Raw genomic sequence first — 24,553 nt, 5'->3', positions numbered from 1 at the left:
GTCAGCGGGCTGTGCAGGCCATCGCCTGCCACACCGCGTGGGCGACCTCCGGGCGGTTGATGTCGCTGTGCGCGCCTGACGCGCCCCCGCCTTCCCGGATGACGTGGCTGCTCTCAAGGTTGTAGACCGTGCCGCTCCGGAACCGGTAGTCATCGGCGGCGTCCGCCATCGGGAGGTCCTCGATGCGCGGACCGGGACCCCGCATCCCAAAGCTGCCTAGCCCCCCGTACTCGGGAAGCTCAGTTCCGAAGTCGATCTGGCGGCGTAGCCCGGCGCCGATCGGGTAGAAGGAACCCACCGCTCGGTCTCGCTCCGAGGTGGTGACCACCACCGGACCAGCCACAAGCTCATCTGCCACCAGCCGGGAGAAGTAGCCCCGTCGGTCAGGTCGATGCGGGATACTTGAGCAATACGACCATAGTGACAGCGCGCCCTGCACCAACACCAGAGAGTCCACCGGCCGCACGGGCTGGCCGCCTGGCGGGCCGGTGACGGCGGCGGATGTCACGATGCAGCCAAAGCTGTGCCCCATGAGGTGCAGCCGCAGGCGCCGACCGTCGAAATCCAGTTTCTGCAGCGCGCGGAGGAGGTCATGCGCGCCGGTCCTACCGAAGTCGCGGGCTCGACGCTTCATCTGCCAGAACGTGAGCATTCGCAGTGGCGCAAGGACGCCCCCCAGCGCAGCCCGGCCGAACTCAAAATCCTCTTCCTCCGAACGTGCCGCCTGATATGCCTGTTCGGCGTCGAACGGCACACGGTCGGCGGCGGGGTCGGCCCCCTCCCCCTCCGCGGCCAGCCCAACCTCGGCGTCCAGCACCTGGTATGCCTCGCGCACCTCTGGCGGCAGCGTCGGCGGGGAGATGTCTTCGAGTGCCGCGGTTACAATTGTCCGCAGTGCCGCGCGGGCGACCTCGCTCTCGGCCAGCCGGTCGAGGTAGCGCTCAACGACGTCGCCGACTGTCACCGGCGCAGCGGGTGGCTCGTCGTCCCCCCGTGACGCGGCGGTGAAGGAGCCGGACCCGTCGAGCCCCTCGTCACCCCACGCCCTGCTGGGCCAGTGCAGTCCGATTACGAGCGGCCGGTAATCGGGGACGAGGTCACGCATCGCAGCCTGGTCGGCCTCGCAGCCCAGCATGGTGGTCAGCCAGCGCGCGTACTGGTGTCGGACCGCAGGGACGTCGCCGTTCCACCCGTGGCTGAGCAGGACCACGTCGGTGGCCCTCCGCCGCTCGACCTCCTTCAGCACTTGCTCGGTGAGCAACCGGCCGTCCTCTCGTCGTTCCCGCCCCTCGGCGTCGAAGGCGACGAGGAAGTAGTCGAAGTCGGTGCCGGGGACTATCTCTCGCGGCATGGCGCTGCCTCCGCTCGGGCAGTCGGTGGGCGGATCAAGGCGCGACCGGCAGGCGCGCGGCCGGGTCGCCGACCACGACGTAGCTGCGGGCATCGTTGTTGGCCGTCCAGGCGCCGGCCAGTTCGCTGTCGGGCACATTGCGGCCGTCCTTGCGGACTCCTTCGAGCGTCTCGTTTAGGTCGGCCGACAGCTCGGCGTACCGCTCGTCGAAGAACTCCATCGCGTGTCCCACCCGCCAGCCGCTGAGCACGGCGAGGAGGGCGCTGTGGAAGACCACGCGCTGCGCACCCGCTCCTGGCCAGGTGAATGAGCAGCCCCAGGCGCGCTCGACGTGCCCGAGGAAGGCGAGTGCACCGCCGGCTGGTGAGCCGAGCAGCCGCTGCGGCAGGCGGGCCACGAACGGGCGCGCCGCCATGGCCGCCGGTCCCGTGCCCTGGTGTGCGAAGTCATTCTCCACCGGGGTGCCGCCGCCGAAGCAGGCGAAGCTGAAGACGACGGCAGGGCGTACCAACGTCGTCAGGTCGATGTCAGCAGCAGAGAGGTAATAGTCGTCGGTCATGGCGCCGGCCGACAGCAGGGGACCCGGCCACTCCTGGCAAATCAGTGCGCCCTGCGCTTCCCGCTGCCGGGTGTCCTGGGCGGGGAAACCGACACCGTGGCCGGCGGTGAACAGCACCTCGGGGGCACTATCGCTAGTGAGGAGGTCGAGCAGCTGGGCCTTGGTGGCCTTGTCGGCCACAGCCGACCCGACCCGCAGATCGGCCAGCTTCGGAAAACGCTCACGCGCGGCGATCAGCTCTTCGGCCAGGGGCTCGACGAGCAGGCGGCGGCTAAGATTAGTGGACCGGTCTGCCAGGTTTTGGGGGCCGAACAGCGCGACGCTGCGCGGCCCACTAGCCATGGTGGACTCGCGCTGCACGACCGTCCGGGCGTAGTTGTCGTACTCTTCGGCGGTGTTGAAGGCGACTCGCCCGACCGCGTACTGGACGTCGAGCTGGTATTGGAAGCGGTACGGGATGGCCTCCGGATCACCGACCAGGAGCAGGTAGTACGGCACCTTCGCGGGGTTGGCAGGGCTGGGTCCCATCCCGTGGCGGGCCAACCACTGCTGCTTGCCCTCCCCCGGCTGAACTCCGTAATCGCCGAGGAACTCCCGGTAAAGGTCTCCTGCCTGCCTTCGGCGGAGTTCGCGCAGCGGGGTGAGCGCCTCCAGCACGTCGGGCGCCAGGCCAACCGGCGCAACCAGCCCCCAACCGGACTGCGCCAGGTCCTCGGGGTCGTGGCCGAAGGCGATGCCGAAGTCGGCCTCGTCCGCCGCGCTGCGCGACTGCAGCTCGTCGACGGCGTCCCCGGCGAGCTGCTCCCCACGCACAAGAGCCGCCAGTGAGGCTGCGGGGGTGGGCGGGAACAAGTAGCCACCGGTGGTGCCGTCCACGCCATTGAACACCAGCTCGCTGTCTGTGGTGGCCGGGTTCTCGTCGTGCGCGGCGAGGGGGCTGTCATGAGTCATGGCCGTTTCCTTCCGACGCGGCGGGTCAGCAAGACGATGCAGACAATCAGGGCTAGCAGGAGGACGCCGGCGATGACCGCGAGGCGGACTACGACCTGTGTGGCCTGCCGCCATTTCTCCCCCCACCCACACTTCCTTCGACTTGGCAAGGAAGTGCTGCTCGACCGGGGTGGGCAGCGCCGGATGGCGCGTACAGCAAACAATGCGCTCGGCGATCAGCAGGTCGAACAGCTCACGGGTCTCGCGGTCACGGCCGTACAGACGGTCGTCGGAGCCGAAGGCGCGAGGGCCGACGTAGGGGTTGGACAGCCCGGGGCGGCGGGTCCACAGCCCCCGGAGGGCGGTCACTGGGGCACCTGCATGCGCTGGCCGAGCTCCTGCAGGAACCGGCGGGTTTCCCCCCAGTAGATGCCGACCTTGCGCTCTCCGAAGTAGGACTCGAGGTATTCCTGGGCAGCCTCCGGCTCAATCATCGGGCTTGCCGGGCTGAGCTGGACGCCGATGTGCTGCCACCGCCGAAGCTGTCCCGACCCGCCGAAGCTCTGCAGGCTCTGGAAGAGCACACGAAAGTCGAGGTCGTCGAGGCGGTAGCCGAGGAACATTAGTGACTTCCGAGTGAGGGCATGACGCACGCTCGCCGGCAGGTTCTGCCGCCGGTCGATCCAGGCCATCAGCCAGGCGAAGTGGTCGTCCTCGGTGAGCACCAGAGACTCGGGCTCCTCGATCCGGCCGAACAGGTGATAGACCAGCGGCCGCTCCACGGTGGGTTTCTCGTGCAGCTCCTCAGAAAGGTCGGAGACCGGAGCGTCATTCCAGTCGAAGCTACCGACGACGGGGGGGCGGCCGGCGTCGACGAGGGCGTCCTCCAGCAGAGAGTTCCAGGTGGTGGTCACGTAGATGGGCGCGGGCAGCGCAGCGACGCGGACATAGGGGTCGTCGAGGTCGGTCCGCCGGGTCTGCGCGCCCAGCTCGGCGATAACCTTCTCCGGCTGCGAGCCCTGCAGCAGCGCCTCGGGCACCCGGTCGGCGTACCGCTGCCGAAAGTCTGTCATTAGGTAATTGCGCAGGTCGTTGGCCGGCACCTGCTCCGCAGTGCGAGTGCGCAGGTACTGGGCGACCTTCGGCAGGTCCTCGCGGTTGGCCGGGGCGATAGGCATCATCCAGCGGTCCACCCACCGGCGGGCGATCTCCCGCCTGGAGCCGATAATCTGCGCGGCCAGGCCGGGGCCGAGGATCGGCGTAAAGGTGCGGCTCTCAACGGCGCTTATCACGGCGTTCCAAAGATAGCTGCCGGCCTCGGCGAACCCCGGTAGATACCAGGTGCGGCCCCGCTTAAGACGGGAGAAGAGGACCGGTGCCCACCAGTCTTGCCGGCCCTCGATCCGGCTGCGGGCGACGGCCATGGCCCGGTCCACGACGCCGTGCGCGGCCAGCTCCTCGAAGAACGCCGGGAAGAAGCTAGCCGCCGTCGTCATCGTGACGTTGCCTTGCATGGCTACCACGGCTGGCACACCGGAAGCGGCCAGCCGGGGGCCAAGGGCGGCGAACACACCGCCGTCCTCGGTGGCGGGCTCGGTGCCGGCGGACTGGCACGAGCAGAGGACGGCCAGCGTGGGCCGGCGGGTGAGCCCGTTGAGCCGGTCCACCAACTGCTGGCCGTCGACCACCGCCGCCGTGCCGTCGGGAGCCTCGAGCCACAGCCGCGTGTCGCCGTCGGCGAGGGTGCCATGGCAGACCAGATACAGCAGGTCGATCCCGTCGGCCAGGGCGTCGGTAATGCGGTCAAGGGTCGCCGCGCCGCCGGAGTCGAGCACCGTGACAGAAATACTCGGCCCGAGCGCGATGACGGCGCTCTGACGCTCGGCCAGCACGTTTACCGGGGCGAGGGACCGGCCCCGCGGAGTGTAGTCCGCTAGGTTGCTGGGGTTGGCGATCACCACGAGGGCACGCAGGTCATGTTTGGGCGGCGATGTGCTCAGCGTCCAGTCGGAGCTGCTCAGGTAGCGGGAGAACATGACGTTGCGCCGGGTGGCAACGGGCGCACCGTCCTCCGGGTCCCGCAGCAGCTCCCATCGCACCCGGTGATAGTCGTTGGGCGCGCTGGGGTCGACCAGCAGCCGGAGGTGGATGGGAGTGTCGTCAGCTCCTGCGGCGGTGCGAGCCAGCCGGTAGAAGTCCCCGATCTCCTCGACGGCGAATAGCATTTCGGTGAGCGCAGTGCCGTACTGCTCGGCGTTCGCAGTCAGTTGCCTGAGACGCGGCAGGTCCACGTACACCGGCTGGTCCACCAGCTGGCGCCGTGGCTCTTGGTCAGCCGGCCCGTCGAAGGCGAGGCTGGCGTTGAATCGCTGGTCATGAGGCCTCCATTGGAGGCCGATCTCCAGTTCTGCGTCCTTCGAAGCCACCGGTCCCACCTGCCCTGCTGGCCGCCAGTCGGATCCCGTTGAGGCGGGAGAGCATACTTCGGCAACTTCGGCCATCGTTGGCTAATAGCGCCTACCGGGTATAAACGAATCCGAGGAGTGTGACCGGGCGTGCGTCACCGAAGCGTCATCACCCCGTCACCCCTCTCGAGGGGATGCGGCCTCATCCCGTCCAACCCGTACAGCGCCTGCACACCAGCGTGCCCTGCTCGGTGCGCAGCCGCCGGCGTAGCTCGGCCAGCATGCCGTCCCCGGAATGACCCGCTGGCGCGGATGCCTCGCTTTACGGTCTGAGGTTCAGGCCGCGGTGGTGGCAGTGTGCTGTGCTTCGAACGTCGTCGGGGCGATCTGGCCGAGAGCCGAGTGGCACCGACGCGGGTTGTTGAAGGTTTCGAGGTAGTCGAAGACGGCGAGCTTGGCCTCGCGTCGGGCGCCAGGCCGGTGCGGGCGGCGATCAGCGCGTCCTCGAAGGTCGGCTCCCGCTGGCCCATCGCTCCGGCGGCGCAGCTTGGTCACGGAGGTGTCCAGCGGGCCGGCGTCGGCGCCGGTGGCGTCGGTGGCGTCGGCGGCGTCGGTGATGGTCCACAGCCCGTCGCTGGTCAGGTGGTGGAGCGGGAACTTCAGGTGATAGCTGGCCGGCGGTAAGCCGAAGTCGCGCAGCAGCCCCCGGACGGGCTCCTCCAGCTCGGCGAAGGTGACCGGACCAGGGCGGCCGGCTTGGACGCGTCCGAGCATCCACAGCAGGAGCAGCGGCTTGTGCGGCGCGCGCAGGACGGGTCGATGCGAACGGCGGTGAAGCCCGCCGACGACTCCCCTTTACACCGTCATGCGCCCCGGACCCGGGAGTCAGCCACTTCCTTCGAGCCCTTCAGCGCCGAGGCTCCTTCCTGAGACGACTCGCCCAACCTCTCCGCGCCCGGCGCCCTCAACGACCTGCTGGAGATATCAAGATTACGAGCCATCACACCTCATGCACTCAGGGTGCGATGTTCCGTCGTGATGAATACTGTGGAGGCGTGGCGAGACAGCCGACTAATAATCAGCGGGCCCGAAAGCGCGCTCAGGAGCCGCAGCCATCTGCGGCAACCCAGCCGAGTGAAGCCAGCGATGGCGCCGTCTCACCGACCTCGAGGTTGCCTGAGGCCGCTGACCGCCGCGCGTCCGCGACCACCTGCGCCTGGTGTGAAGGACCGGTCTGCGTAAAGGCCCGCGGGCGCATCCCCAAGTGGTGCTCAGCATCGTGCCGGCAGCGAGCCTGGGAACAGGCACGCGCCGCGGCGTCCGGCCGCTCGGCCGTACACGTCATTGAGCGTCAAGTGGAGGTCCGTGTCCCCGCAACGCCGACCCGCAGGGCCTGGGCCACCCTGCTCGGCGAGCTCGCCCGCCAACTGGACGATGGTCGCGTCTACGACCGCGACCTACCTGCCCTCGCCCCGGCGCTGCGCAGCGTTCTCGACGCCTACGACAGACGCCCGTACGTCCGGGACAGGAGTCGCGGAGAACACGCTCTGAACCTGCGGTGACCTCACCGAAGCCGGGTCGGCTCTGGGCGAAGGGCGGCCGCTACGGCCAGCCCTGGGAGCGGGCCGCGGGCGGCAAGCTCCGGTTGTCCTCCTGTTTTCCTCCAGCCAACCTCCAGTAGGTCAACCCCTGATGTTGCGGAGCGTCAGCCGGAGAAGCCAGAACGGCGTCAGCAGCCTCCTGCGACGGAACAGCAGAAGAACAGGAGCTAACTCCCCCATCGTCATCGCCGACAGTCGGGACGGAGCGCGCAGGGGCCGCGCGTCCAGCTCCAACCTCGACCTGCCCAAGCGGTGGCCGTAGAGGGAGACGACGTGGGCGAGGCGCAGTCAGCTCCGGGCGTGGTGACCAGCGGCTCACTCGGACTCCAAGCTGCCTACCGCTCCCTGGCCGAAGTTCGGCTGGCGGAGCATCTTGAGGATCACGTCCGCCGAGTTGTCGACGCGGCGCCGCCTCTGACCAGCGAACAGCGCGACGAGCTAGCTCTGCTGCTCCGCGGACCCGCGTCTGATCAGCTCACGCCCCCACCGGCATCGCCGCCGATGTAGACCGGGGTTATTGGCAGCCTGCCCTCGGTCGGGGCACAGGGAAGCCGTCTGCTCCTGTCGTCGCGAGTCACGCCTTCCATTCAATCCGCACCGTGGAGGGATCGAAGGTCCGCACCCCCTGGCGTGTCGGCAGGATGGTCACGGCCATGAGCGCCTCAACGACGGCTCGCCGTCGGCTCAGGCTCAGGGAGCTCCACGCCGTCTCTACGTCGGCCACGCCGAGAAGGCCGGACAGTAGGGGCGCGTCGTCAACCGCTCGGGCGCGCGCCTCCGCGGTCGCCACCGCAGGACGAAGCCGAGCGGTGATGCGCTCTAGCTGTCGGGCGTCAATCTTCCCGTCCGCGTAGTCATCCGCGGCGTTGTCCAGGCGGGCACGGAGCACCTGCACCTCCTCGGCCGCCGCTCGACGAACGTCTGACGTGTCGGGGGCGAAGAGATCGACGGCGTCCGGTCGGGCCAGCCGAGCGACGACCACCCGGCTCACCAGCTCGTCCACGTCGGCCTTCCGTCGGCTGACGCAGCTTCGGCCTGCGCAGCGGTAGGAGTGGACGGTGCGATTCCATGCGACCCGGACGGGGGTACCGCAGACGCCGCATCGGGCAATCCCCGAGAGGAGATGCTGGGCCGCGGTCCCGGTGCTCGTCTTGCGAGCCGGGTCCCCCAGGACGGCGCGCACCTGCTCGTAGGTCCCCGGGTCGAGAATCGGCTCCCAAGTGCCTTGCCCGACGACCTGGCCGCGGTGGACGCGGAGGCCCGCGTTGCGCTCGCGTAGGACCAGGTGTCGGACCATGCCCTTGTGCCAGGGGCCGCCACGCGGGGACGGCACGCCGCGGGCATTGAGGTTCGCGGTGATGGACCGAAGAGACTCCCCCGCGAGGAGCTGGCCGGCGATGCCCCGGACAACGTCAGCCTCCTCCTCGTGAACGACGTCGCAGCGGGTCTTGTCAGGGGCGTACTCGGCGCGCCAGCCGTACGTCGCTCGGCCGTGGGTCACACCACGGGCCGCGTTCTGGTCCAACTTCGCACGCAGCCTCTCGCCTCGGTGCTCGCTCTCGTATCGGGCGACGCCGCCCAACTGGCGGGCGAAGAACCGCCCGGTCGCGGTGCTCAGGTCCCACTGGCCAGCCGTGACCGTCTGAACCCCGACCCCGCCCTTCTCTACCGCGACGATGAACTCCTCCAGCTCCAACGGGGACCGGTGCAGTCGGTCAGGGTGCCAGGCCAGGACGACGTCCACGGCCCCAGCGCTCACGTCCGCTAGCAACCGCTCATATGCGGGCCGGCGCTTTCCTGAGAAGGCAGACACGTCGTTGTCGACGTGGACACGGACGATGTCCCAACCGCGAGCCACCGCCAGGTCGCGGCACTCCTGTCGCTGACGGTCAACTCCCAGGCCGGTGTCCCGAGGGTCGCTAGAGATCCGGCAGTAAATGGCCGCTCGGCTCGACACCGAGAAAGTATGTCACAGTGAACAGACAACGAGGGTGGTCTTGCCGGCCTGGGTGCCGCCGGCGATCAGCACGTTGAGCCCGGAGACGACGGCGGCCTCGAGGAACCGCGCCGCCTGCGGGGTCAGCGTGCCCAGCCCGACCAGCTCGTCCAGCGAGTGCGCCTGCAGCACGAACTTGCGGATGTTGACCGCCATGTGGCGGCGGGTGATGTCCGGGATGACCACGTGCAGCCGCGACCCGTCGGGCATCGTCGCGTCGACGAACGGCGTCGACATGTCGATCCGCCGCCCCGAGGTGCGCAGCATCCGCTCCACCAGGTCGGCCAGCTCACCGGGCGCCAGGATCGTCGTCGTCAGCTCCGAGCGGCCGCGCCGCGCGACGAACACCCGGCCCGGCTCGTTGACCCAGATCTCCTCGACCTCCGGGTCGTCCAGCCACCGCTGCAGCGGACCGAACCCGGCCACCCGGTCCAGCACGTCACGCACCACCGACTCGGGGTCGCCGATCGGCGGCAGCGCCGAGGTCAGCGACCGCTCGGAGTAGTCGGCCACCACGTCGCGCACCAGCAGCCGCACCGGCCCGGGATCGGTGAACGGGTCCAACCCGCGCCGGCGGATCAGCTCCCGCACCTCGCCGTCGACGACCTCCAGCGCACTGGTCGCGGTCGGCACGGCACCCCCGTCGTCGAACCTGATCAGGACGACGACGGACACTAGGAGAACCGGCTGGCCCGTAGGCGGCCGTCACCACGATCTGTGGACGACGCCGCCCGGTCGACCACCCGCGCGGGTGACCCGCTCCGCGAGCGGGAGGGGACCCGAGGTTCCGCCCATGGGCGTCCACAGGAGGTGTTCGGCGCAGCGGCGGTGCGGTCGCGCCGGTCAGCGCATCGCCTGCAGTGCGACCTCGGACAGGCCGCAGCGGCGCGCGTCCGGATCGGCTCTCAGCGGTGACATGCCCCCCGCGTCAGCGGTGGTCAGCGCATTGGCGTCCGCGAGGACGATGCGTCGGTAGTGCTCGTACACCGCCGGGCACGAGGGGAGCTCGCCGGCCGGTGGGTCGGTGCCCGTGGGATCGGCCGGCGCCGCACTCGTCGTCGAGGCTCCGGTCGTGTCCGGCCGTGGGGCGGACCGGGACACGTCGCCGCTGATCAGCGACCCGATCAACGCGATGACGGCGACCCCGCGATGACCCCGACCCGGACCTCGGTCGTCATGCCGTCTCACCCTGTTGAGGGGATGCGAGTCGAGCCGCCACCCTGAGTCCCTGCGTTGGTCCCATCGGTCGACCCGGCGTCGGCCGTCTCCAGGCGCTGGAACGCCTCGTCCCCGACCCGTCGCAGCAGCCCTGCCACCATCGCGTCGATCGCCGCCCTCGTCTCGGAGAGCTCAGCCGGCGAGACGCCCGCCGAAGGCTGGACCACGGCATGCCTCGGAGTCGCCGGCTCGCCGACGTCGCCTCCGGTGGGCTGCCCGCCCTCCTCGATGGCCGCCCGACGGCGCAGCACGGCTGCGACGGTAGCCACCAGGGCCACCACGCCGAAGACGAAGGCGAACCCGACGGCGGTCCACCAGCAGGGCGAGACGTCGTCGTCGAGCACCGGCATCAGCACCAACACCAGCACCAGCACTAGCACCAGCGCAGCACCGACGGTCGCGAGGAGGCCGGCGGTGGTCAGCGTCGCCAGCGTCCCGACCTGGTCGGTCCGCGGAGCGGCCCGCTCCGCCGCCTGTGTCCTGGGCACCGTCCCACCTCCCTGGTCACGTCCCGGCGGGCTGCTGACCCGACCTCGCCCCGTTGCCGGCGGGGGCGCGGCCGAGGTCCTTGAGTTCCTTCACCACCCGCCTCCGGACCCCCCAGCGGATGATCGGGGCCCACAGCGGCGGCAGCCGTCGCTGCGGCTTCCGGGCCACGAGCGAGTTGAGCAGCCGACCCCGCTGGTCGAGCGCCAGCTCGTGCGGCAGGGCACGCGTGGCGGCGTCGGCGACCGAGCGGAGCAGCTGCCGCCCGGCCTTGGTGCGGTACAGCCCGCCGACGAGGTCCCCGCTCCTGACCCCGCACAGCTCCTGCCGCCTGCTCGCCCACCCGGCCGGGGTCTCCCCCAGCTCGTCCTCGACCGTGCGGGTCTGGACGTCGGTGAGCCAGTCGGTCAGCCAGGCGCGCGTCCCGGCGTCCTCGGGCAGCAGCGCACGCGCGAGGTGCACCTGCGCGTCCAGCCGGCCGGCGGTCCAGTCCCACGCGCGCCACGCGGCCAGGCCGAACGCCGCGAAGTGCAGGACCCGGGTGCCGTACAGCTTGGTGTCCCCGAACCCGCGGGCCCGTCGCGCGGCGTCCTCGCCGGTGTCCACGAACGGGCTGTCGACGTCCGGCCCGAGGCGGAGCAGCCGGAACGGGGCGGTCCGCCGGAACGGCCCGTAGGCGGTGAAGGCCTGGGAGGCCACCTCGACCGCCAGCGCCGCACGGACCACCGCGGCCGGGTCCAGGGAGCCACCAAGGGCGGCGGCGTATCCCCGGGCGGCCTGCTGCACGCAGTGGGCCAACGCGGCCGGGACCCGCAGCGCGTCGATGTGCCCCCGCGCCCACTCGCCGCACTCGACGTCCCCGGTCGGGGCGTCCGCGGCGTGCGTGGCCAGACGGGCCGAGACCGCGTCCCGCACCGCCTCGACCCGGGTCAGTGCGGCGGTCACCTCCCCGATCGCGTCGGCGTCCACCTCCTCGTCCTCGGCGACGCGGTCCCGGAGGTCTCCGGCCAGCAGCCGGCACACCCGCTCGGCGGTGCCCAGGCCCCAGGCCCAGCCGCCGGGGCCCGGGTCCAGCCCCGTTCCGCGAGGCGGCACCCAGGGCAGGTCCTGGTCGAGCAGTTCTTCCAGTTGGACGCGGGACGGCGGCGCGAGCACCACCCCACGGCCCTCGTTGGCCTCGGCCAGGATGGTGCGCACGTCGAACAGTCCGCCGACCGCCCGCGCCCGCCGGTACTGGTCGACCAGGCCGTCCGCGATCCCGTTGCGGCCGGCCAGCTCGGCGCGCAGCAGCGCCTCGGGGCCGGCCTGGCGCCCGTCGGCCCGCGCCAGCAGCTCGACCGTGTACTCCATGTCCGCTCGGACGTCGCCCTCCCGCGGGAAGCCCACAGCCGCGCCGAGGATGGCCTTCCAGTCGGGGTACCGGGCGCCGTCCCCGTTCGCCTCCGCGGACCCGCGCGGGTCGGCCCGGTCCAGGCCGGTCGAGGCCTGCCCGCGGGAGGGCACCACGTACACCAGCAGCCGCCGTACCGGGCCGGTGGCCGGCCTGCGGCCGATCGCGTCGAGCACCGGCTGGAAGGGCGCGTTGTCCAGGACGCCGCCGTCCACCAGCCACCGGTCGCCTTCCGGCTCGACGGACGCGGCCGGCAGCACCCGGCGCCCGGCGAGCTCGGGTCCCTCGCGCACCGGGGTGAAGGCCAGCGGGAAGGAGGCCGACGCGCGGGCGGCGGTGATCAGCGCCGTCTCGGCGCGCTCACCGGCGAACTCGTCGACCATGGCCGGGGGCCACCACGACTCGTCGGCCTCCCCCTCGTGGGGCCGGTAGCCGACGCCGTCGGCCTCGGTGCGACGGAAGCGGTACAGCCGCCGGTGGTCGGACACGTCGAAGGCCTGGCCGAAGGAGTCGACGTGCGGCCGGTTGGCGGGTCCGAGCGCGGTGGCGGTGACGAAGAGCGTCACCGGGGTCCCGCGGTCGCCGTTCCCGCCCGTGCCCCTGACCTCGTCGCGGACCGCGTCCTGGAAGTACTCGCCGTCCAGGAAGCTCGGCAGCGGCTCCTCCCCGGGCGCGCGCAGCAGGTGTCCCTCCTGCAGCCGGGCGCGCTCGTCCCACACCCGGCGCAGGCGCGGGCCGGTGCCGCCGCCGGGCGGGTCCAGCGGCACGCCGCGGGCCACCGCCGTGGCCAGCAGCGTGCCGTTGAGCCCACCGGCGCTGGTGCCGGCGATGACGTCGACGACGACCTCCCCGACGTCCGCCCTCCGGCAGTAGTCGACCCAGGCGTCGAACCCCGCCCGGTCGTGGTCCGCCACGCCGCCGACGTCCGCCTCCGACTCGCCGGCGGCCACGCGCGAGGCCCGGCGGAGCAGGTCGATCTCGTGGGTGACGCCCCCCATCCACACGGCCAGGCTGACCCCGCCGTTGAGGACCAGGGCCAGGCGGACCTCCTGCCGGGAGCGACCCGGGGTGCGCGGCTCGGACACGTGCGCCTCCCCTCAGACCCGCAGCGTCCGGGCGGCGACCAGCTCGCCGGCCGCGAAGCCCTCGACCCGTACGACCCGGGCGCCGGGGACACCGTCCACGGTGATCGTCCGGTGCTCGTCGGTGGCGTCGGCGCTGGCCCGCGGCTGGTCGTCGACGTACACGTCGAGCCGGTCGGCACCGGTCACGTCGACCTCGAGGGTGAGCGCGTCGCCGGAGAGGGAGGCGGTCACGTCCAGCCGGCGGCGCGGCATCGCGGCGAGCAGCTGGCCGGCCCGCTCCACGAGGTCGACGTCGTTCTCCAGCACGTCGAGGCGGGTCATCTCGTGCCGGTGGTCCGGCGTGATGCCCGGGTCCTCCACCGGCGTCCCGGTCAGGGTCCCGGCCCGCAGGGTGCGGCGGACGGACACCCGCAGGTCGGCCTGCTTCGACAGCGCGACGAAGGGGCTCTCGGGGTCGAGGACGGCCAGTGGGGCGGTCTGTGTCATGGGCGAGGTCTAACGCCCGCGCGTCACCGCCGCGTCACACCTGCCGGTACGCGGGGCCGGAGCCGTCCGCGGCGGACGGTCAGGCGCGGCGGACGGTGAGGTGCGGCGGCTGGGCCAGGGTCTGGGCGACCACGCAGTACCGCTCGGTGAGCTGACCCAGCTTGGTGAGGGTGGCGTCGTCGGCGTCGGTGTCCAGCTCGGCGTCCACCGTGATCGCGCCCAGGCCGACCGGCGCCTCCTTGGAGACGCCGAGCGTCCCGCGGGCGTCCATGTCGCCCCGCGCGGTGAGCCGCGCCGAGCGGATCTCGACGCCCATCGCCGTGGCCACGCTGCGCATGGTTACCCCGGCGCAGGCCAGCAGGGCCTGCAGCAGCATGTCGCCGGAGCAGGCGTCGCTGCCGTCGCCGCCGGTGGAGGGGTGCAGCCCGGCGCGGGCGGGTCCGGCCCAGGTCTGCACGGTGGCGGTGACGCCCGGGTCGGCGAAGGTGGCCTCCGCGTGCATCGTCACGCACGCGGACGCCGGCTCGTCCCGGTAGCGCTGCTTGATCGGTGCCTGCAGGTCCCGCAGCTGTGCGGCGTCCATCCCGGCCTCCCGGTGTCGTCGAGACCCCCATGCTCACGGCCGGGGTCCGCCCTCGGGCCCGTGTCAGGCGGCGGTCACGAGAAGGGTGCGGCCGCCCTCGGCTCAGCTCCCGGTCGCCGGGCAGGTGGAGTACAGCACCCGCGTGCCGGTGCGGACCGGCGTGGTGAACGCGCAGCCGTAGTCCGGCGAGGCGACCACGTCCCGGTCGAGCACCGGCTGGCCCGCGGGCCGCTCGTCCTCCTCGACCCACTGCACCAGGTCGAGGAACTGCGCCTCCGCCTCCTCCGGCGTGAACTCGCAGTGGCCGGCGGCCCGGACGGCCCGCTGCACCAGCAGGTCGGACGTGCCCTGCTCGGCGGCCTCGGCGGCGTAGTACTGCTCCATCGAGAACGGCACGAAGTAGTCGCCGAGGGTGTGCACCGACAGGACGGGGACGTCGAAGGACGCCCTGATGTCCGGGACGGAGGCCGACGGGCCGGTGCGCCGGGCCTGGGGCGCCGGGGCCACCCGCTCCACGCGCTCGTCCAGCGACTCGCCGTCCGCGAAGACGAAGCCGCCGGCGACGACGAGCTCGTCCGGGTAGTCGGTGTCGGCGTTGGTCCAGACGGCACCGGGCGCGACCCCGTCCAGACCCCCGGGCTCGGTGGCGACGACGCCGTAGACGAAGTTCTCCGCCTCCCAGAAGCCGAAGGCGGCGTCGTCACCGGGCCGTGGCCCGCCGGAGATCTCGGTGACCAGGTCGCGGAAGACCGCACCCCGCTCGTTCAGGGTCCCCTGCGGGGTCCGCAGCGCGGCCTTGATGTCCGGCACGGCCTCGGTCAGGTAGTCCTCGGGGAAGGGGTAGGCGTCCACCTCGGCGAGCGTCTGCGCCAGCAGGTTGTAGTCGAGGAAGAAGTCGTACAGCTCGACGTCGCCCATCACGCCGCACATCGGCGCGGCGCCGTCCCACTCCACGCCCCGGTTGCGCTCGAGCAGGACGCCGATGACGTGCCCGCCCATCGAGACGCCCTGCAGGTAGCGCTGGTCGGCCCGGCCGACCAGCCGGTCGAAGAGCTTCGCGAGTGCCTCGGTGGAGCGCACGCCGGCCTCGATGTCGTACCGGTTCGCGCTGTAGGACGACGCCGCCCAGGCGTAGCCGTTCTCGACGTAGGTCCGGCGCAGGTCGTAGCTCGGGTCGCTGACGTACAGCGTGGTGCCCGTGCCCCGGTAGCCGTGCTCCCAGAAGACGACGTCGCCGTTCCAGTCCAGGGGCACCTCGATCCGGTAGGCGGCGCCCCGGTGCACGCCGTACAGCACCCGGCTGATCAGGACGCCGGTCTGGTCGGTCAGCGGCATGAACTCCGCGCCCCGGCCGGTCGCGGGGTCGTAGTCGTAGCGGGGGTCGGCGATGGCCCAGTCCACGTCGTAGAGGGGTTCGCTCGGCGACTCCTGGACCGGCTGCCAGTCCTCCGAGCCCGGCGGCGGGTGCTCCTCGGCCCCGCCCGGCGGCTGCGCGGAGCCGGGCGGACCGGCCAGGGCGGGCGTCCCGGTGGCGACGACAGCGCCGAGGCCCAGGCAGGTGGCGGCGGCGAGGTGCAGGAACCGGTTGCGGTGCAGGGACACGGCATGAGCTCCTTCGGTCACCGGGTGACGTGCGTCACCGCCCCTCGCACTGTGCGTCGCGGTCCCGGGCAGGGCAAGGCCCGGCCGGGGAGTCGCGCGAGGACCCGCCAGTGGTTCAGCGGCGGCCGGGCAGCACCGCATCCACCAGGTGCGGGCCGGGGGCGGCGAGCGCCGCGCGCAGCTGCTCGGCCAGCTCCTCCGCGGTCGTGGCCCGGGTCGCGGGCACGCCCATGCCGGTGGCCAGCGCGACGAAGTCCAGCGACGGCCCGCCCAGGTGCAGCAGCTCGCCGGCGCGCTTGCCGTCCTCGGCCGCGCCGACCCGGGACAGCTCGTTCTCGAGGATCGCGTAGGAGCCGTTGTCGCAGACGACGACGGTGACGTCGAGCTGCTCGCGGGCCATCGTCCACAGCGCCTGGATGGTGTACATGGCGCTGCCGTCGGCCTGCAGCGCGAGCACCGGCCGGTCCGGGCAGGCCACCGCGGCGCCCACGGCCATCGGCAGCCCGTCGCCGATCGCCCCGCCGGTCAGCGACAGCCAGTCGTGCCGCGGCGCACCCGAGGTCAGCTCGGCCAGACCGACGCCGGAGGTCAGCACCTCGTCGACGACGACGGCCCGCTCCGGCAGCAGGGCCCCGACCACGGCCGACATCGCCCGCGGCGTCAGCTCGCCGGTCGGCAGCTCGGGACGGGACGCCTCCAGCAGCTCCGCGCGCGCGTCCGGTGCCGCGACCTGGGCCAGCGCCCGCACCGCGGCGACGCCGTCCTCCCCCGGTGCGGCGAGCACGTGCACCGTGCAGTCCTCGGGCACCGGCGTCCCCGGGACGTCCGGGTACCCGAAGAAGTGCACCGGCGAGGTCGCGCCGGCGAGCACCAGGTGGCGCGTCCCGACCAGCGCGGCGATCGCCATCTCCGGCGGATACGGCAGCTTGGTCAGCTCGGGCAGCCCGGCGCCGCGGACCGCGCGCGCGGAGAACGTCTCGGCCATCAGCCGCGCGCCGGTGCCGGCGGCGACCTGACCGGCGGCCAGCAGCGCCGCCTCGCTGCCGACGACGTCCCCACCGAGGAAGAGCACGGTCGGCTCGCCGGAGCGCAGCACCGCGGCGACGTCGTCCACCACGGACGGTGCCACCTGCGGAGCCGGGCGCCCCGGCTGCGGCGGGGCCGGCTCGGCGCCGTCCTCCCACGAGACGTCGGCGGGCAGCACCAGCGTGGCGATGCCGCGGCGGGCCGACTCCGCGACCGCGTCGGCGGCGTCGGCGGCGACGTCGGCCGGGGACAGCGACCGGCGCAGCCAGCCCGACACCGCGCCGGCCAGCGCGTCGAGGTCGGACTCCAGCGGCGCGTCCAGCCGCTTGTGCGAGCGGGCGTGGTCCCCGACGACGTTGACCACCGGCGCGCGGCCCCGGCGGGCGTTGTGCAGGTTGGCCAGTCCGTTGGCCAGCCCCGGGCCGAGGTGCAGCAGCGTGGCCGCCGGCTTCCCGGCCATCCGCGCGTACCCGTCGGCGGCGCCGGTCGCGACGCCCTCGAAGAGCGTCAGCACGCCGCGCATCTCCGGGACGTCGTCCAGCGCGGCGACGAAGTGCATCTCCGACGTGCCGGGGTTGGCGAAGCAGACGTCGACGCCCGCGCCGACGAGGGTCCGGATGAGTGCCTGCGCGCCGTTCACCGGGGAGCGTGCACCTCGTTCAGCTCGTAGTGCGTCATGGTCGCGCCGCCGGTGGCGAACCGGGCGACGTCACCGGCCGCAGCCTTCCCCTCCTCGGACGCGAACGCCGCACCCATCGCCTGCTCGGACTCGAAGTCCAGCTCCGCCACCAGGTAGGGCGCGAGCTGCGTCGGGTCCAGCGTCTGCGGGGAGCCGGTGGTCAGCCGGAGCAGGCCGGGCATCCTCGTGGCGAGCGGGGTGTGCGTGTCGCGGTAGTACGCGTCGAACGCCGCCGGGTCGTCGGGCTGCCCGTAGCTGACGACGAGTCTGTGCACCATCGCACCACACCTCCGCACCACGCCGGGCTCCGCTGCCCGGGACCCCCTCACCCTGTCAGGACCGGACGACCTCCCGCCACCGCGGGGCCCGGCCTCAGAAGGTGAGCACCAGCCGCCCGCGGACGCCGCCGCGCGCCAGCAGCCGGTGCGCCTCGGCGGCGTCCTCGGCGGGCAGGGTGCGGGCCACGCGGAGGGTCAGCACGCCCTGCTCGGCCTGCTCCCGCAGCCGGTCGAGCGCCACCCGGTCCTCGGCCACCCGGCGCACCAGCGTCGGGTGCACCCGGACCCGGCCCGAGCCGTCCCCCCGGTAGCCGCGCACGGTCGCCACCGCCCCGCCGTCCCGCACGGCCGGCAGCACGGCCGCGTCCTGCACCGAGCCGTCGGCCAGCCCGTCGACGCCGTCGGGGAACTCCGCGCGGATGCGGTCGGCGACGTCGTCCCCGCGCCGGACGACGACGTCGGCACCCAGGTCCCGGACCAGCTGCTCGTCGGCCTCCGACGCGTCGGCGACCACGGTCAGCCCGTCCGCCCTGCCCAGCTGGACGACGTAGCCGCCGAACGCCCCCGCCGCGCCCGTCACCGCCAGCACCTGGCCGGGCTGCAGCCCCATGAGGTCCAGCGCCAGCCGCGCGGTGAGCCCGTTCATCGGCAGGGTCGAGGCCTCGGCGTCGGTGCTGCCCGCCGGCGCGCGGGTCACCGAGCCGGCCGGCAGGACCAGGTCCTCCCGGTAGGCGCCGTGCGCGCCGGTGGGCACCACGATCGCCATCACCCGGTCGCCGACCTGCAGGTCGGTGTCGGTGCCCGGGCCGATCTCGGCGAGCACGCCGGCGGCGTCCATCCCGGGCACGTACGGGAACTCCTGCACCGGGTCGCGCCCGGCGTAGGCGCCCTCGCGCAGGTGGGTGTCGGTGGGGCTGACCGCCGCCGCGGTCACCCGTACCCGCACCTGGCCCGGCCCCAGCGGCTCGGGCGGGACGTCGACGACGTGCAGGGCCTCCGGCCCACCGAACTCGGTCACCCCGACAGCTCTCATGCCCGAAGCCTCGCCGACGCCGGCCGGCCCTGTTCCCGCGGGTGGGCCCGGCGTGTCGGGAATGGGAGCCGCGGGAACGTCGCTGAACGGGTGAGCCACCGCACGCCCGCCCCCGACCCGAGAGGCCGAGCATGCCCACGCTGCTGCCGTCCCGCCCCGTCTCCCTGGACCCGGCCCCGCGTCGACGGCGTCGCCTGCGGCCCAAGCTGGTGGCCGCGGGGATCGGCCTGGCGCTGCTGGTGCCCGCCGGCTTCCAGGTGGCCGACTGGCTGCCCGACAACCCCCTCGGTCAGGACGTCGTCGACCGCAGCACCCCTCCGCTGCTGCTGGCGCTGGAGGACCTGTCGGAGTACCACGCCGCGACCGGCACCTTCCAGGTCGTCGTCGACCGCGAGGTGGACACCCGGTACGTGCCGTCGGTGATCAGCGGCGAGCAGGTCAGCTTCCTGGCCACCGGCACCGCCGACGCCTACGTCGACCTCGAGGGGCTGGACGCCGGCCGGGTCACCCTCTCCCCCGACGGCACGTCGGCGACCATCGCGCTGCCCGCCCCGCAGCTGGGCGAGGTGCGCATCGACCCGGCGCAGAGCCGCGTCCTGGACCGCGACCGCGGGCTGCTCCAGCGGGTCGGCGACGCGCTCGAGGACAACCCGGTCGACGACAGCGAGCTGTACGCGCTGGCCGAGGACCGGCTGGCCGCCGCGGCCACGCGGAGCGACCTGCGCGAGCGCGCCGAGGCCAACACCCGGGACATGCTGACCGGCCTGGCCCGCTCCCTCGGCGTCCAGCAGGTCGAGGTCACCTTCGACGAGCCGGCCGACGGCGACGGCTGAGGTCTCCTCGCCGGAGGTCGTGCTCTGCCCACGGTGGTGGGCAGAGCACGACCTCCGGCGCCGGCTGATCAGACCCCCTGCCGGGTCCCGCCGCGGACCTGCGAGTGGGGGGCAGGGGGATCTTCTTCAGCGCTTGAGCGCGTACTCCTTGAGCAGGCCCCGGCTGATGATCGTCTTCTGGATCTCACTGGTGCCCTCGCCGATGAGCAGGAACGGCGCCTCGCGCATGAGTCGCTCGATCTCGTACTCCTTGGAGTAGCCGTAGCCGCCGTGGATCCGGAAGGACTGGGTGGTCACCTCGGCGCAGTACTCGCTGGCCAGCAGCTTGGCCATGCCGGCCTCGACGTCGTTGCGCTTGCCGGCGTCCTTGAGCCGCGCGGCCTTGACCATCATCGCGTGCGCGGCCTCGACCTTGGTCGCCATCTCGGCCAGCTGGAACGCGATCGCCTGGTGCTGGGCGATCGGCTTGCCGAAGGTCTCCCGCTGCTGGGCGTAGGCGATGGCCAGCTCGAAGGCGCGGATGGAGATGCCGCACGCGCGCGCGGCGACGTTGACCCGCCCGACCTCGACGCCGTCCATCATCTGGGCGAAGCCCCGGCCGGGGACGCCGCCGAGGACGTCGGAGGCCTCGGCCCGGTAGCCGTCGAACACCAGCTCGGTGGTGTCCACGCCCTTGTAGCCCATCTTGTCGATCTTGCCGGGGATGGTGATGCCGGGGACGACCTCGCCGAAACCGGCCGGCTTCTCGACCAGGAACGTCGTCAGGTTCTGGTGGGCCTTCTCCGCACCCTCGTCGGTGCGCACCAGCGCGGCGACGAGGGTGGAGCTGCCGCCGTTGGTCAGCCACATCTTCTGGCCGTCGATGACGTAGTCGCCGTCGGCCTGCCGGACCGCCCTGGTGCGAATGCCGGCGACGTCGGAGCCCAGCCCCGGTTCGGACATCGAGAACGCCCCGCGCACCTCGCCCGTGGCCATGCGCGGCAGCAGCCGGTCGCGCTGCTCCTGGGTGCCGTGCTGCATCACCATGTAGGCGACGATGAAGTGGGTGTTGATGACGCCGGAGACGCTCATCCAGCCGCGGGCGATCTCCTCGACCACCAGCGCGTAGGTCAGCAGCGACTCACCGAGACCGCCGAACTCCTCCGGGATCGTCAGCCCGAAGATGCCCAGCTCCTTGAGCCCGTCGACGATCTCCTGCGGGTACTCGTCGGCGTGCTCGAGCTCCTGCGCGTGCGGGATGATCTCCTTGTCGACGAAGGTCCTGACCGTCGACAGGATCTCCTGCTGGATGTCGGTCAGGTCGGCGGTCTGCGCCAGACGGGTCATCGCGTCGCTCCTCCGGGGACTCCGGTGTCCGGGTTACCGGTGAGTATGGGCCACCGCAGGACGCCGTCCGCGTGCGCCTGGTCACTCCCCGGGGCCCGGCGCGTCTAGCGTTCCGCACGAGGACCCGCCGACCGTGGGAGGACGACGATGACGCAGGACGAGCCCCACCGCGGTGCCCCCGACTCCGCACAGCCACCCGCGGGCGTCGAGGGCCAGCGGCAGCCCGGGCACCCGCCGCTGCACTCCTACGGCACGCAGGGGTCCACCTCCGCCGGCGGTCAGGAGGGGTACGGCACCCAGCCCGGCTACGGTCCCCCGCCGGGGTACGGCGGCCAGCCGGCGTACGGCCCGCCGCCCGGCTACGGCCAGACCGCGTGGAGCCAGCCGGGGTACGGCCCGCCCGGCTACGGCCCGCCGCCCGGCTACGGCTACCCGAGGCCGACCAACACCCTGGCGATCCTGGCGCTGGTGATGGCCTTCGTGTTCAGCCCGGTCGGGCTGGTGCTCGGCATCGTGGCCCGCCGGCAGATCCGGCAGACCCACGAGCAGGGCGACGGTCTGGCACTGGCCGGGATCATCATCGGCGGCATCGGCACCGCGCTGGCCGTGCTGGCCTTCCTGTTCTTCTTCCTCGCGCTGGCCGCGGCCGGCTCGTCGGGCGCCTTCGCGCCGTAGTCGCGCCGCACACGACGACGGCCCGCCCGGGTGCTCTCGGGGCGGGCCGTCGTCGTACCGGGCTCAGGACTCAGGAGGGGTGAAGGTCGAGGTGCGCTGCATGCCGGCGGCCCGGCCCTTGCCGGCGATGACCAGCGCCATCTTGCGGCTGGCCTCGTCGATCATCTCGTCGCCGAGCATCGCCGAGCCCTTCTTGCCGCCGGCCTCCGAGGTCGCCCAGTCGTAGGCGTCGAGGATGAGCTCGGCGTGGTCGTAGTCCTCCTGGGACGGCGAGTAGATCTCGTTCGCCGCGTCGACCTGGCCCGGGTGCAGCACCCACTTGCCGTCGAACCCGAGGACGGCCGACCGCTTGGCCACCTCGCGGAACGCCTCGACGTCGCGCACCTGCAGGAACGGGCCGTCGATGGCCTGCACACCGCGGGCGCGGGCGGCCATGAGGATCTGCATGAGGATGTAGTGGAAGGGGTCCCCGGCGTAGTCGGGGTGCAGGGCGCCGACCACGAGTGACTTCATGTTGATGCTGGCCATGAAGTCGGCCGGGCCGAAGATGATGGTCTCGATCCGCGGGCTGGCGAACGCGATCTGGTTGACGTTGATGAGCCCCTGCGCGGTCTCGATCTGCGCCTCGATGCCGATCCGGCCGACCTCCAGGCCGTTGGCCTTCTCCAGCTGGGTCAGCAGCATGTCCAGCGCCTGCACCTGAGCGGCGTCCTGGACCTTCGGCAGCATGATGCAGTCGAGGTCGGCGCCGGCACCGCCGACGACCTCGATCACGTCCTGGAAGGTCCACTCCGTCGTCCAGTCGTTGACCCGGACGGTGCGGATCTTGTCGCCCCAGCCGCCCTCGTTCAGCGCCGCGACGATGTTCTTGCGGGCACCGGGCTTGGCCAGCGGGGCGCACGCGTCCTCCAGGTCGAGGAACACCTGGTCGGCGGCCAGGCCCTTGGCCTTCTCCAGGAACCGGGGGTTGCTGCCCGGGACGGCCAGGTTGGAACGGCGGGATCGGAGCTCGGCCACGGTGCCTCCGCTTGATCGGGATCGGGTCCACCGGAGGGTAGCGACGGCCTGCGCGGGCCCTCAGGTGCCGGGCTCGGCCAGACCCGCCGGGCGGCTGGCCCGGACGACCAGGCCGACACCGACGACCACCAGGGCCACCCCGGGCAGGGCCAGCAGCGGGGGCACCTGCTGCAGCAGCACCAGCGCGAACAGCAGGGCGCCAGGCACCTCCAGCAGGATCACCAGGCTCACCATCGTCGGGCCGACCGAGGAGAGCACCAGGTTGAACAGCGTGTGCCCGAGCAGCTGGGCGCAGACGGTGATGGCGGCGATGAGCACCCAGTCCCGCGCGGTGAAGCCGACGAGCGGGTCGCCGACCACGACGGCGGCGACGGCGACGACCGCGGCGCACACCGAGTAGCAGACCACCGCGTACGCCGAGGTCGACAGCCGCTGCCGCGCCCGCGCCCCGGCCAGCACGTACCCGCCGGCGCAGAGCGCGCCGAGCAGCGCCAGCCCGTCCCCGGCCAGGGCGCGCAGGCTCACCGTGACGTCCACCCCGGCGATCAGCGCGACGCCGAGCACCGCCAGCACCAGCCCCCACCAGGTCGCGGCGGGCAGCCGCACCCCGCTGACCCGCGCGGCCAGCGCCGTCCAGATCGGGGTGGTGGTCACCAACGCGGTGGAGGCGGCGACCGTCGTCATCGACAGGCTGGGCAGCCACGCGGCGAAGTGCGCGGCGAGGAAGAGGCCGGCGACGACGGAGCTGGTCAGGTCACGCGGTCGCAACCCGGCGAGGACCCGGCGCTCGCGCACGAGCAGCACCGGCAGCAGGACCGCCGCGCCGCCGAGGTTGCGCCAGAACGCGAGCGCGAGCATCGGCGCGGCCAGCATCGTGGTCAGCGGCGCCGACAGCGAGACGCCGACGACGGCGACGGCCATGATCGCGACGTCCCGCCCACCGGGCCGGTGCACCGCCCAGGCCCCGGCCCCACGGCCCTCCTGCAGGGACCCCGGCCCCGTCCCGGGTCCCGCCCCGAGCCTGCGAGGGGTGGGGAGGACGGGGTCCTTCCCCGAGTGGCGGGGGGCAAGGGGGTCCTTTCTCAAGGCACCCGGATGCGGCCGCGCGCGACCGGGACCACTGCGCCGCGGACCGTGGCCGCGACCGCGCGGCCACCGGAGGCGGTCACCGTGCAGGAGAGCAGCGAGGGCCGGCCCATCGCCTCGCCCTGGTGCACGGCGTAGGACGACGTCCCCTCCGGCGCGAGCAGCCCGGCGGCGACCAGCCAGACGCCGGTGCCGAGCGCCGCCGAGCCGGTCGCCGGGTCCTCGCCCCAGGCCAGGTCGGCGGCGAACACCCGGGCGCGGGCGGCGGCGGTCGCGCCGTCCCAGGACAGCACCGAGACGCCCTCCCCCACGCCGTGCCCACCGAGCAGCGCGGGGACCGGCGCGGCGTCGTCCACCACCTCCGGGCGGACGGCGAGGAAGGCGAACGGCAGGCCGCAGCCGGCGACGTGCGCGGGCAGTCCGACGGCGTCGGCGGCCGAGAGCCCCAGCGCCTCGGCCAGCGCGGCCGGGTCGGGGCCGTCCTCGAGGGTGGGGCGGCCACCGGACAGCGTCGCGCCGTCGTCGTCGACCACCACGTCGAGGACGCCGGCACCGCACTCCTGGCGCAGCGTGCCGGCGGGCAGCCGGCCGGCGCGCACGAGCGTGTGCGCCGCGCCCACGCTCGGGTGCCCGGCGAAGGGCAGCTCGGCGTAGGGGGTGAAGATGCGCACCCGGTAGGAAGCACCCGGCTCGGTCGGAGCGGACAGGAACGACGTCTCCGACAGGTGGAACTCGTCGGCCAGCGCCTGGCACTGGTCGGTGGAGAGGTCGTCGGCGTCGAAGACCACGGCCAGCGGGTTGCCGGCGAAGGCGCGCGGCGCGAAGACGTCGACGACCTCGTAGTCCAGCTCTCCGGGGGCGGCCACGGCTCGACGGTAGCCTCGCTGCTCGGTGACCGAGCTGGCGAG

Annotated in this window: 20 protein-coding genes and 1 pseudogene; 2 read left to right on the top strand and 19 right to left on the bottom strand. The window is 72.8% G+C overall.

Going from position 1 to position 24,553, the window contains the following annotated elements; all coding sequences use genetic code 11:
* Position 1: 1 nt before the first annotated feature.
* The 15 genes and pseudogenes from GOBS_RS05740 to GOBS_RS05670 all read right to left on the bottom strand — a co-directional run bounded on the left by GOBS_RS05740 (position 2) and on the right by GOBS_RS05670 (position 18,708).
* On the bottom strand, positions 2-1,351 hold the full coding sequence (locus tag GOBS_RS05740; RefSeq protein WP_012947355.1) for a hypothetical protein: 1,350 nt from the start codon (positions 1,349-1,351) through the stop codon (positions 2-4).
* Between the two features lie 34 nt (positions 1,352-1,385).
* Entirely contained in the window at positions 1,386-3,209 is a 1,824-nt protein-coding gene (locus GOBS_RS05735; RefSeq protein WP_208104388.1) for a C25 family cysteine peptidase, read from the bottom strand.
* Complete coding sequence (locus GOBS_RS05730; protein WP_041241348.1) at positions 3,206-5,266, bottom strand: CHAT domain-containing protein; 2,061 nt, start codon at positions 5,264-5,266, stop codon at positions 3,206-3,208. Before GOBS_RS05730 ends, GOBS_RS05735 begins: the two co-directional genes overlap by 4 nt.
* A gap of 467 nt (positions 5,267-5,733) precedes the next feature.
* Positions 5,734-6,055, bottom strand: a pseudogene (locus GOBS_RS29475) (phosphorothioated DNA-binding restriction endonuclease family protein); the annotation flags it as partial.
* 1,365 nt (positions 6,056-7,420) lie between these two features.
* A complete protein-coding gene (locus GOBS_RS05715) occupies positions 7,421-8,803 on the bottom strand; it encodes a recombinase family protein (protein ID WP_012947351.1) in 1,383 nt (460 codons plus the stop codon).
* 12 nt (positions 8,804-8,815) lie between these two features.
* Positions 8,816-9,517, bottom strand: a complete 702-nt coding sequence (locus GOBS_RS05710) for an ATPase, T2SS/T4P/T4SS family (protein WP_243697645.1) — start codon at positions 9,515-9,517, stop codon at positions 8,816-8,818.
* A 168-nt stretch (positions 9,518-9,685) separates the two neighbouring features.
* The gene (locus tag GOBS_RS27120) at positions 9,686-9,829 is read right to left on the bottom strand and encodes a hypothetical protein (RefSeq protein ID WP_012947350.1); all 144 of its coding nucleotides are present in this window, start codon (positions 9,827-9,829) and stop codon (positions 9,686-9,688) included.
* A 197-nt stretch (positions 9,830-10,026) separates the two neighbouring features.
* The gene (locus GOBS_RS05705) at positions 10,027-10,548 is read right to left on the bottom strand and encodes a hypothetical protein (protein ID WP_012947348.1); all 522 of its coding nucleotides are present in this window, start codon (positions 10,546-10,548) and stop codon (positions 10,027-10,029) included.
* 16 nt (positions 10,549-10,564) lie between these two features.
* The gene (locus GOBS_RS05700; RefSeq protein WP_012947347.1) at positions 10,565-13,021 is read right to left on the bottom strand and encodes a DUF3376 domain-containing protein; all 2,457 of its coding nucleotides are present in this window, start codon (positions 13,019-13,021) and stop codon (positions 10,565-10,567) included.
* A 12-nt stretch (positions 13,022-13,033) separates the two neighbouring features.
* Positions 13,034-13,507, bottom strand: a complete 474-nt coding sequence (locus GOBS_RS05695; protein ID WP_012947346.1) for a hypothetical protein — start codon at positions 13,505-13,507, stop codon at positions 13,034-13,036.
* Positions 13,508-13,586: 79 nt separating this feature from the next.
* Positions 13,587-14,090 carry an OsmC family protein gene (locus GOBS_RS05690; protein ID WP_012947345.1) on the bottom strand — a complete coding sequence of 168 codons (504 nt, stop codon included), beginning with the start codon at positions 14,088-14,090 and terminating at the stop codon, positions 13,587-13,589.
* Positions 14,091-14,192: 102 nt separating this feature from the next.
* On the bottom strand, positions 14,193-15,692 hold the full coding sequence (locus GOBS_RS05685; protein ID WP_012947344.1) for a hypothetical protein: 1,500 nt from the start codon (positions 15,690-15,692) through the stop codon (positions 14,193-14,195).
* Between the two features lie 115 nt (positions 15,693-15,807).
* Complete coding sequence (locus GOBS_RS05680) at positions 15,808-17,358, bottom strand: acetolactate synthase large subunit (protein WP_012947343.1); 1,551 nt, start codon at positions 17,356-17,358, stop codon at positions 15,808-15,810.
* On the bottom strand, positions 17,355-17,675 hold the full coding sequence (locus GOBS_RS05675; RefSeq protein ID WP_012947342.1) for an EthD family reductase: 321 nt from the start codon (positions 17,673-17,675) through the stop codon (positions 17,355-17,357). The genes GOBS_RS05680 and GOBS_RS05675 overlap by 4 nt, the downstream gene beginning before the upstream one ends.
* Before the next feature lie 94 nt (positions 17,676-17,769).
* Complete coding sequence (locus tag GOBS_RS05670; RefSeq protein WP_012947341.1) at positions 17,770-18,708, bottom strand: NADP-dependent oxidoreductase; 939 nt, start codon at positions 18,706-18,708, stop codon at positions 17,770-17,772.
* 131 nt (positions 18,709-18,839) lie between these two features.
* Between GOBS_RS05670 and GOBS_RS05665 the strand changes: the two genes are divergently transcribed.
* Positions 18,840-19,541: a DUF4230 domain-containing protein gene (locus GOBS_RS05665; protein WP_012947340.1), complete on the top strand. Its 702-nt coding sequence runs from the start codon at positions 18,840-18,842 to the stop codon at positions 19,539-19,541.
* A gap of 126 nt (positions 19,542-19,667) precedes the next feature.
* Here the strand turns inward: GOBS_RS05665 and GOBS_RS05660 are convergent, their stop codons facing one another.
* Positions 19,668-20,867, bottom strand: a complete 1,200-nt coding sequence (locus tag GOBS_RS05660; RefSeq protein ID WP_012947339.1) for an acyl-CoA dehydrogenase family protein — start codon at positions 20,865-20,867, stop codon at positions 19,668-19,670.
* Between the two features lie 147 nt (positions 20,868-21,014).
* Here GOBS_RS05660 and GOBS_RS29215 point away from each other — a divergent pair, with 147 nt between their 5' ends.
* Positions 21,015-21,542 (top strand): DUF4190 domain-containing protein, encoded by a 528-nt coding sequence (locus GOBS_RS29215; RefSeq protein WP_012947338.1) that lies wholly within the window; start codon positions 21,015-21,017, stop codon positions 21,540-21,542.
* Positions 21,543-21,605: 63 nt separating this feature from the next.
* Here the strand turns inward: GOBS_RS29215 and GOBS_RS05650 are convergent, their stop codons facing one another.
* From GOBS_RS05650 to GOBS_RS05640, 3 genes are all read right to left on the bottom strand, one after another.
* On the bottom strand, positions 21,606-22,559 hold the full coding sequence (locus tag GOBS_RS05650; RefSeq protein WP_012947337.1) for an HpcH/HpaI aldolase/citrate lyase family protein: 954 nt from the start codon (positions 22,557-22,559) through the stop codon (positions 21,606-21,608).
* 60 nt (positions 22,560-22,619) lie between these two features.
* Positions 22,620-23,480 (bottom strand): DMT family transporter, encoded by an 861-nt coding sequence (locus GOBS_RS05645; RefSeq protein WP_012947336.1) that lies wholly within the window; start codon positions 23,478-23,480, stop codon positions 22,620-22,622.
* Between the two features lie 161 nt (positions 23,481-23,641).
* Positions 23,642-24,511 carry a PhzF family phenazine biosynthesis protein gene (locus GOBS_RS05640; RefSeq protein WP_012947335.1) on the bottom strand — a complete coding sequence of 290 codons (870 nt, stop codon included), beginning with the start codon at positions 24,509-24,511 and terminating at the stop codon, positions 23,642-23,644.
* Between the last annotated feature and the right edge of the window lie 42 nt (positions 24,512-24,553).

Origin of the sequence: Geodermatophilus obscurus DSM 43160 (genome assembly GCF_000025345.1) — a bacterium.
GTDB lineage: Bacteria > Actinomycetota > Actinomycetes > Mycobacteriales > Geodermatophilaceae > Geodermatophilus > Geodermatophilus obscurus.
The sequence above is the reverse complement of the archived record's forward strand: the minus strand, read 5'-3'. Positions and strand labels throughout refer to the sequence as shown.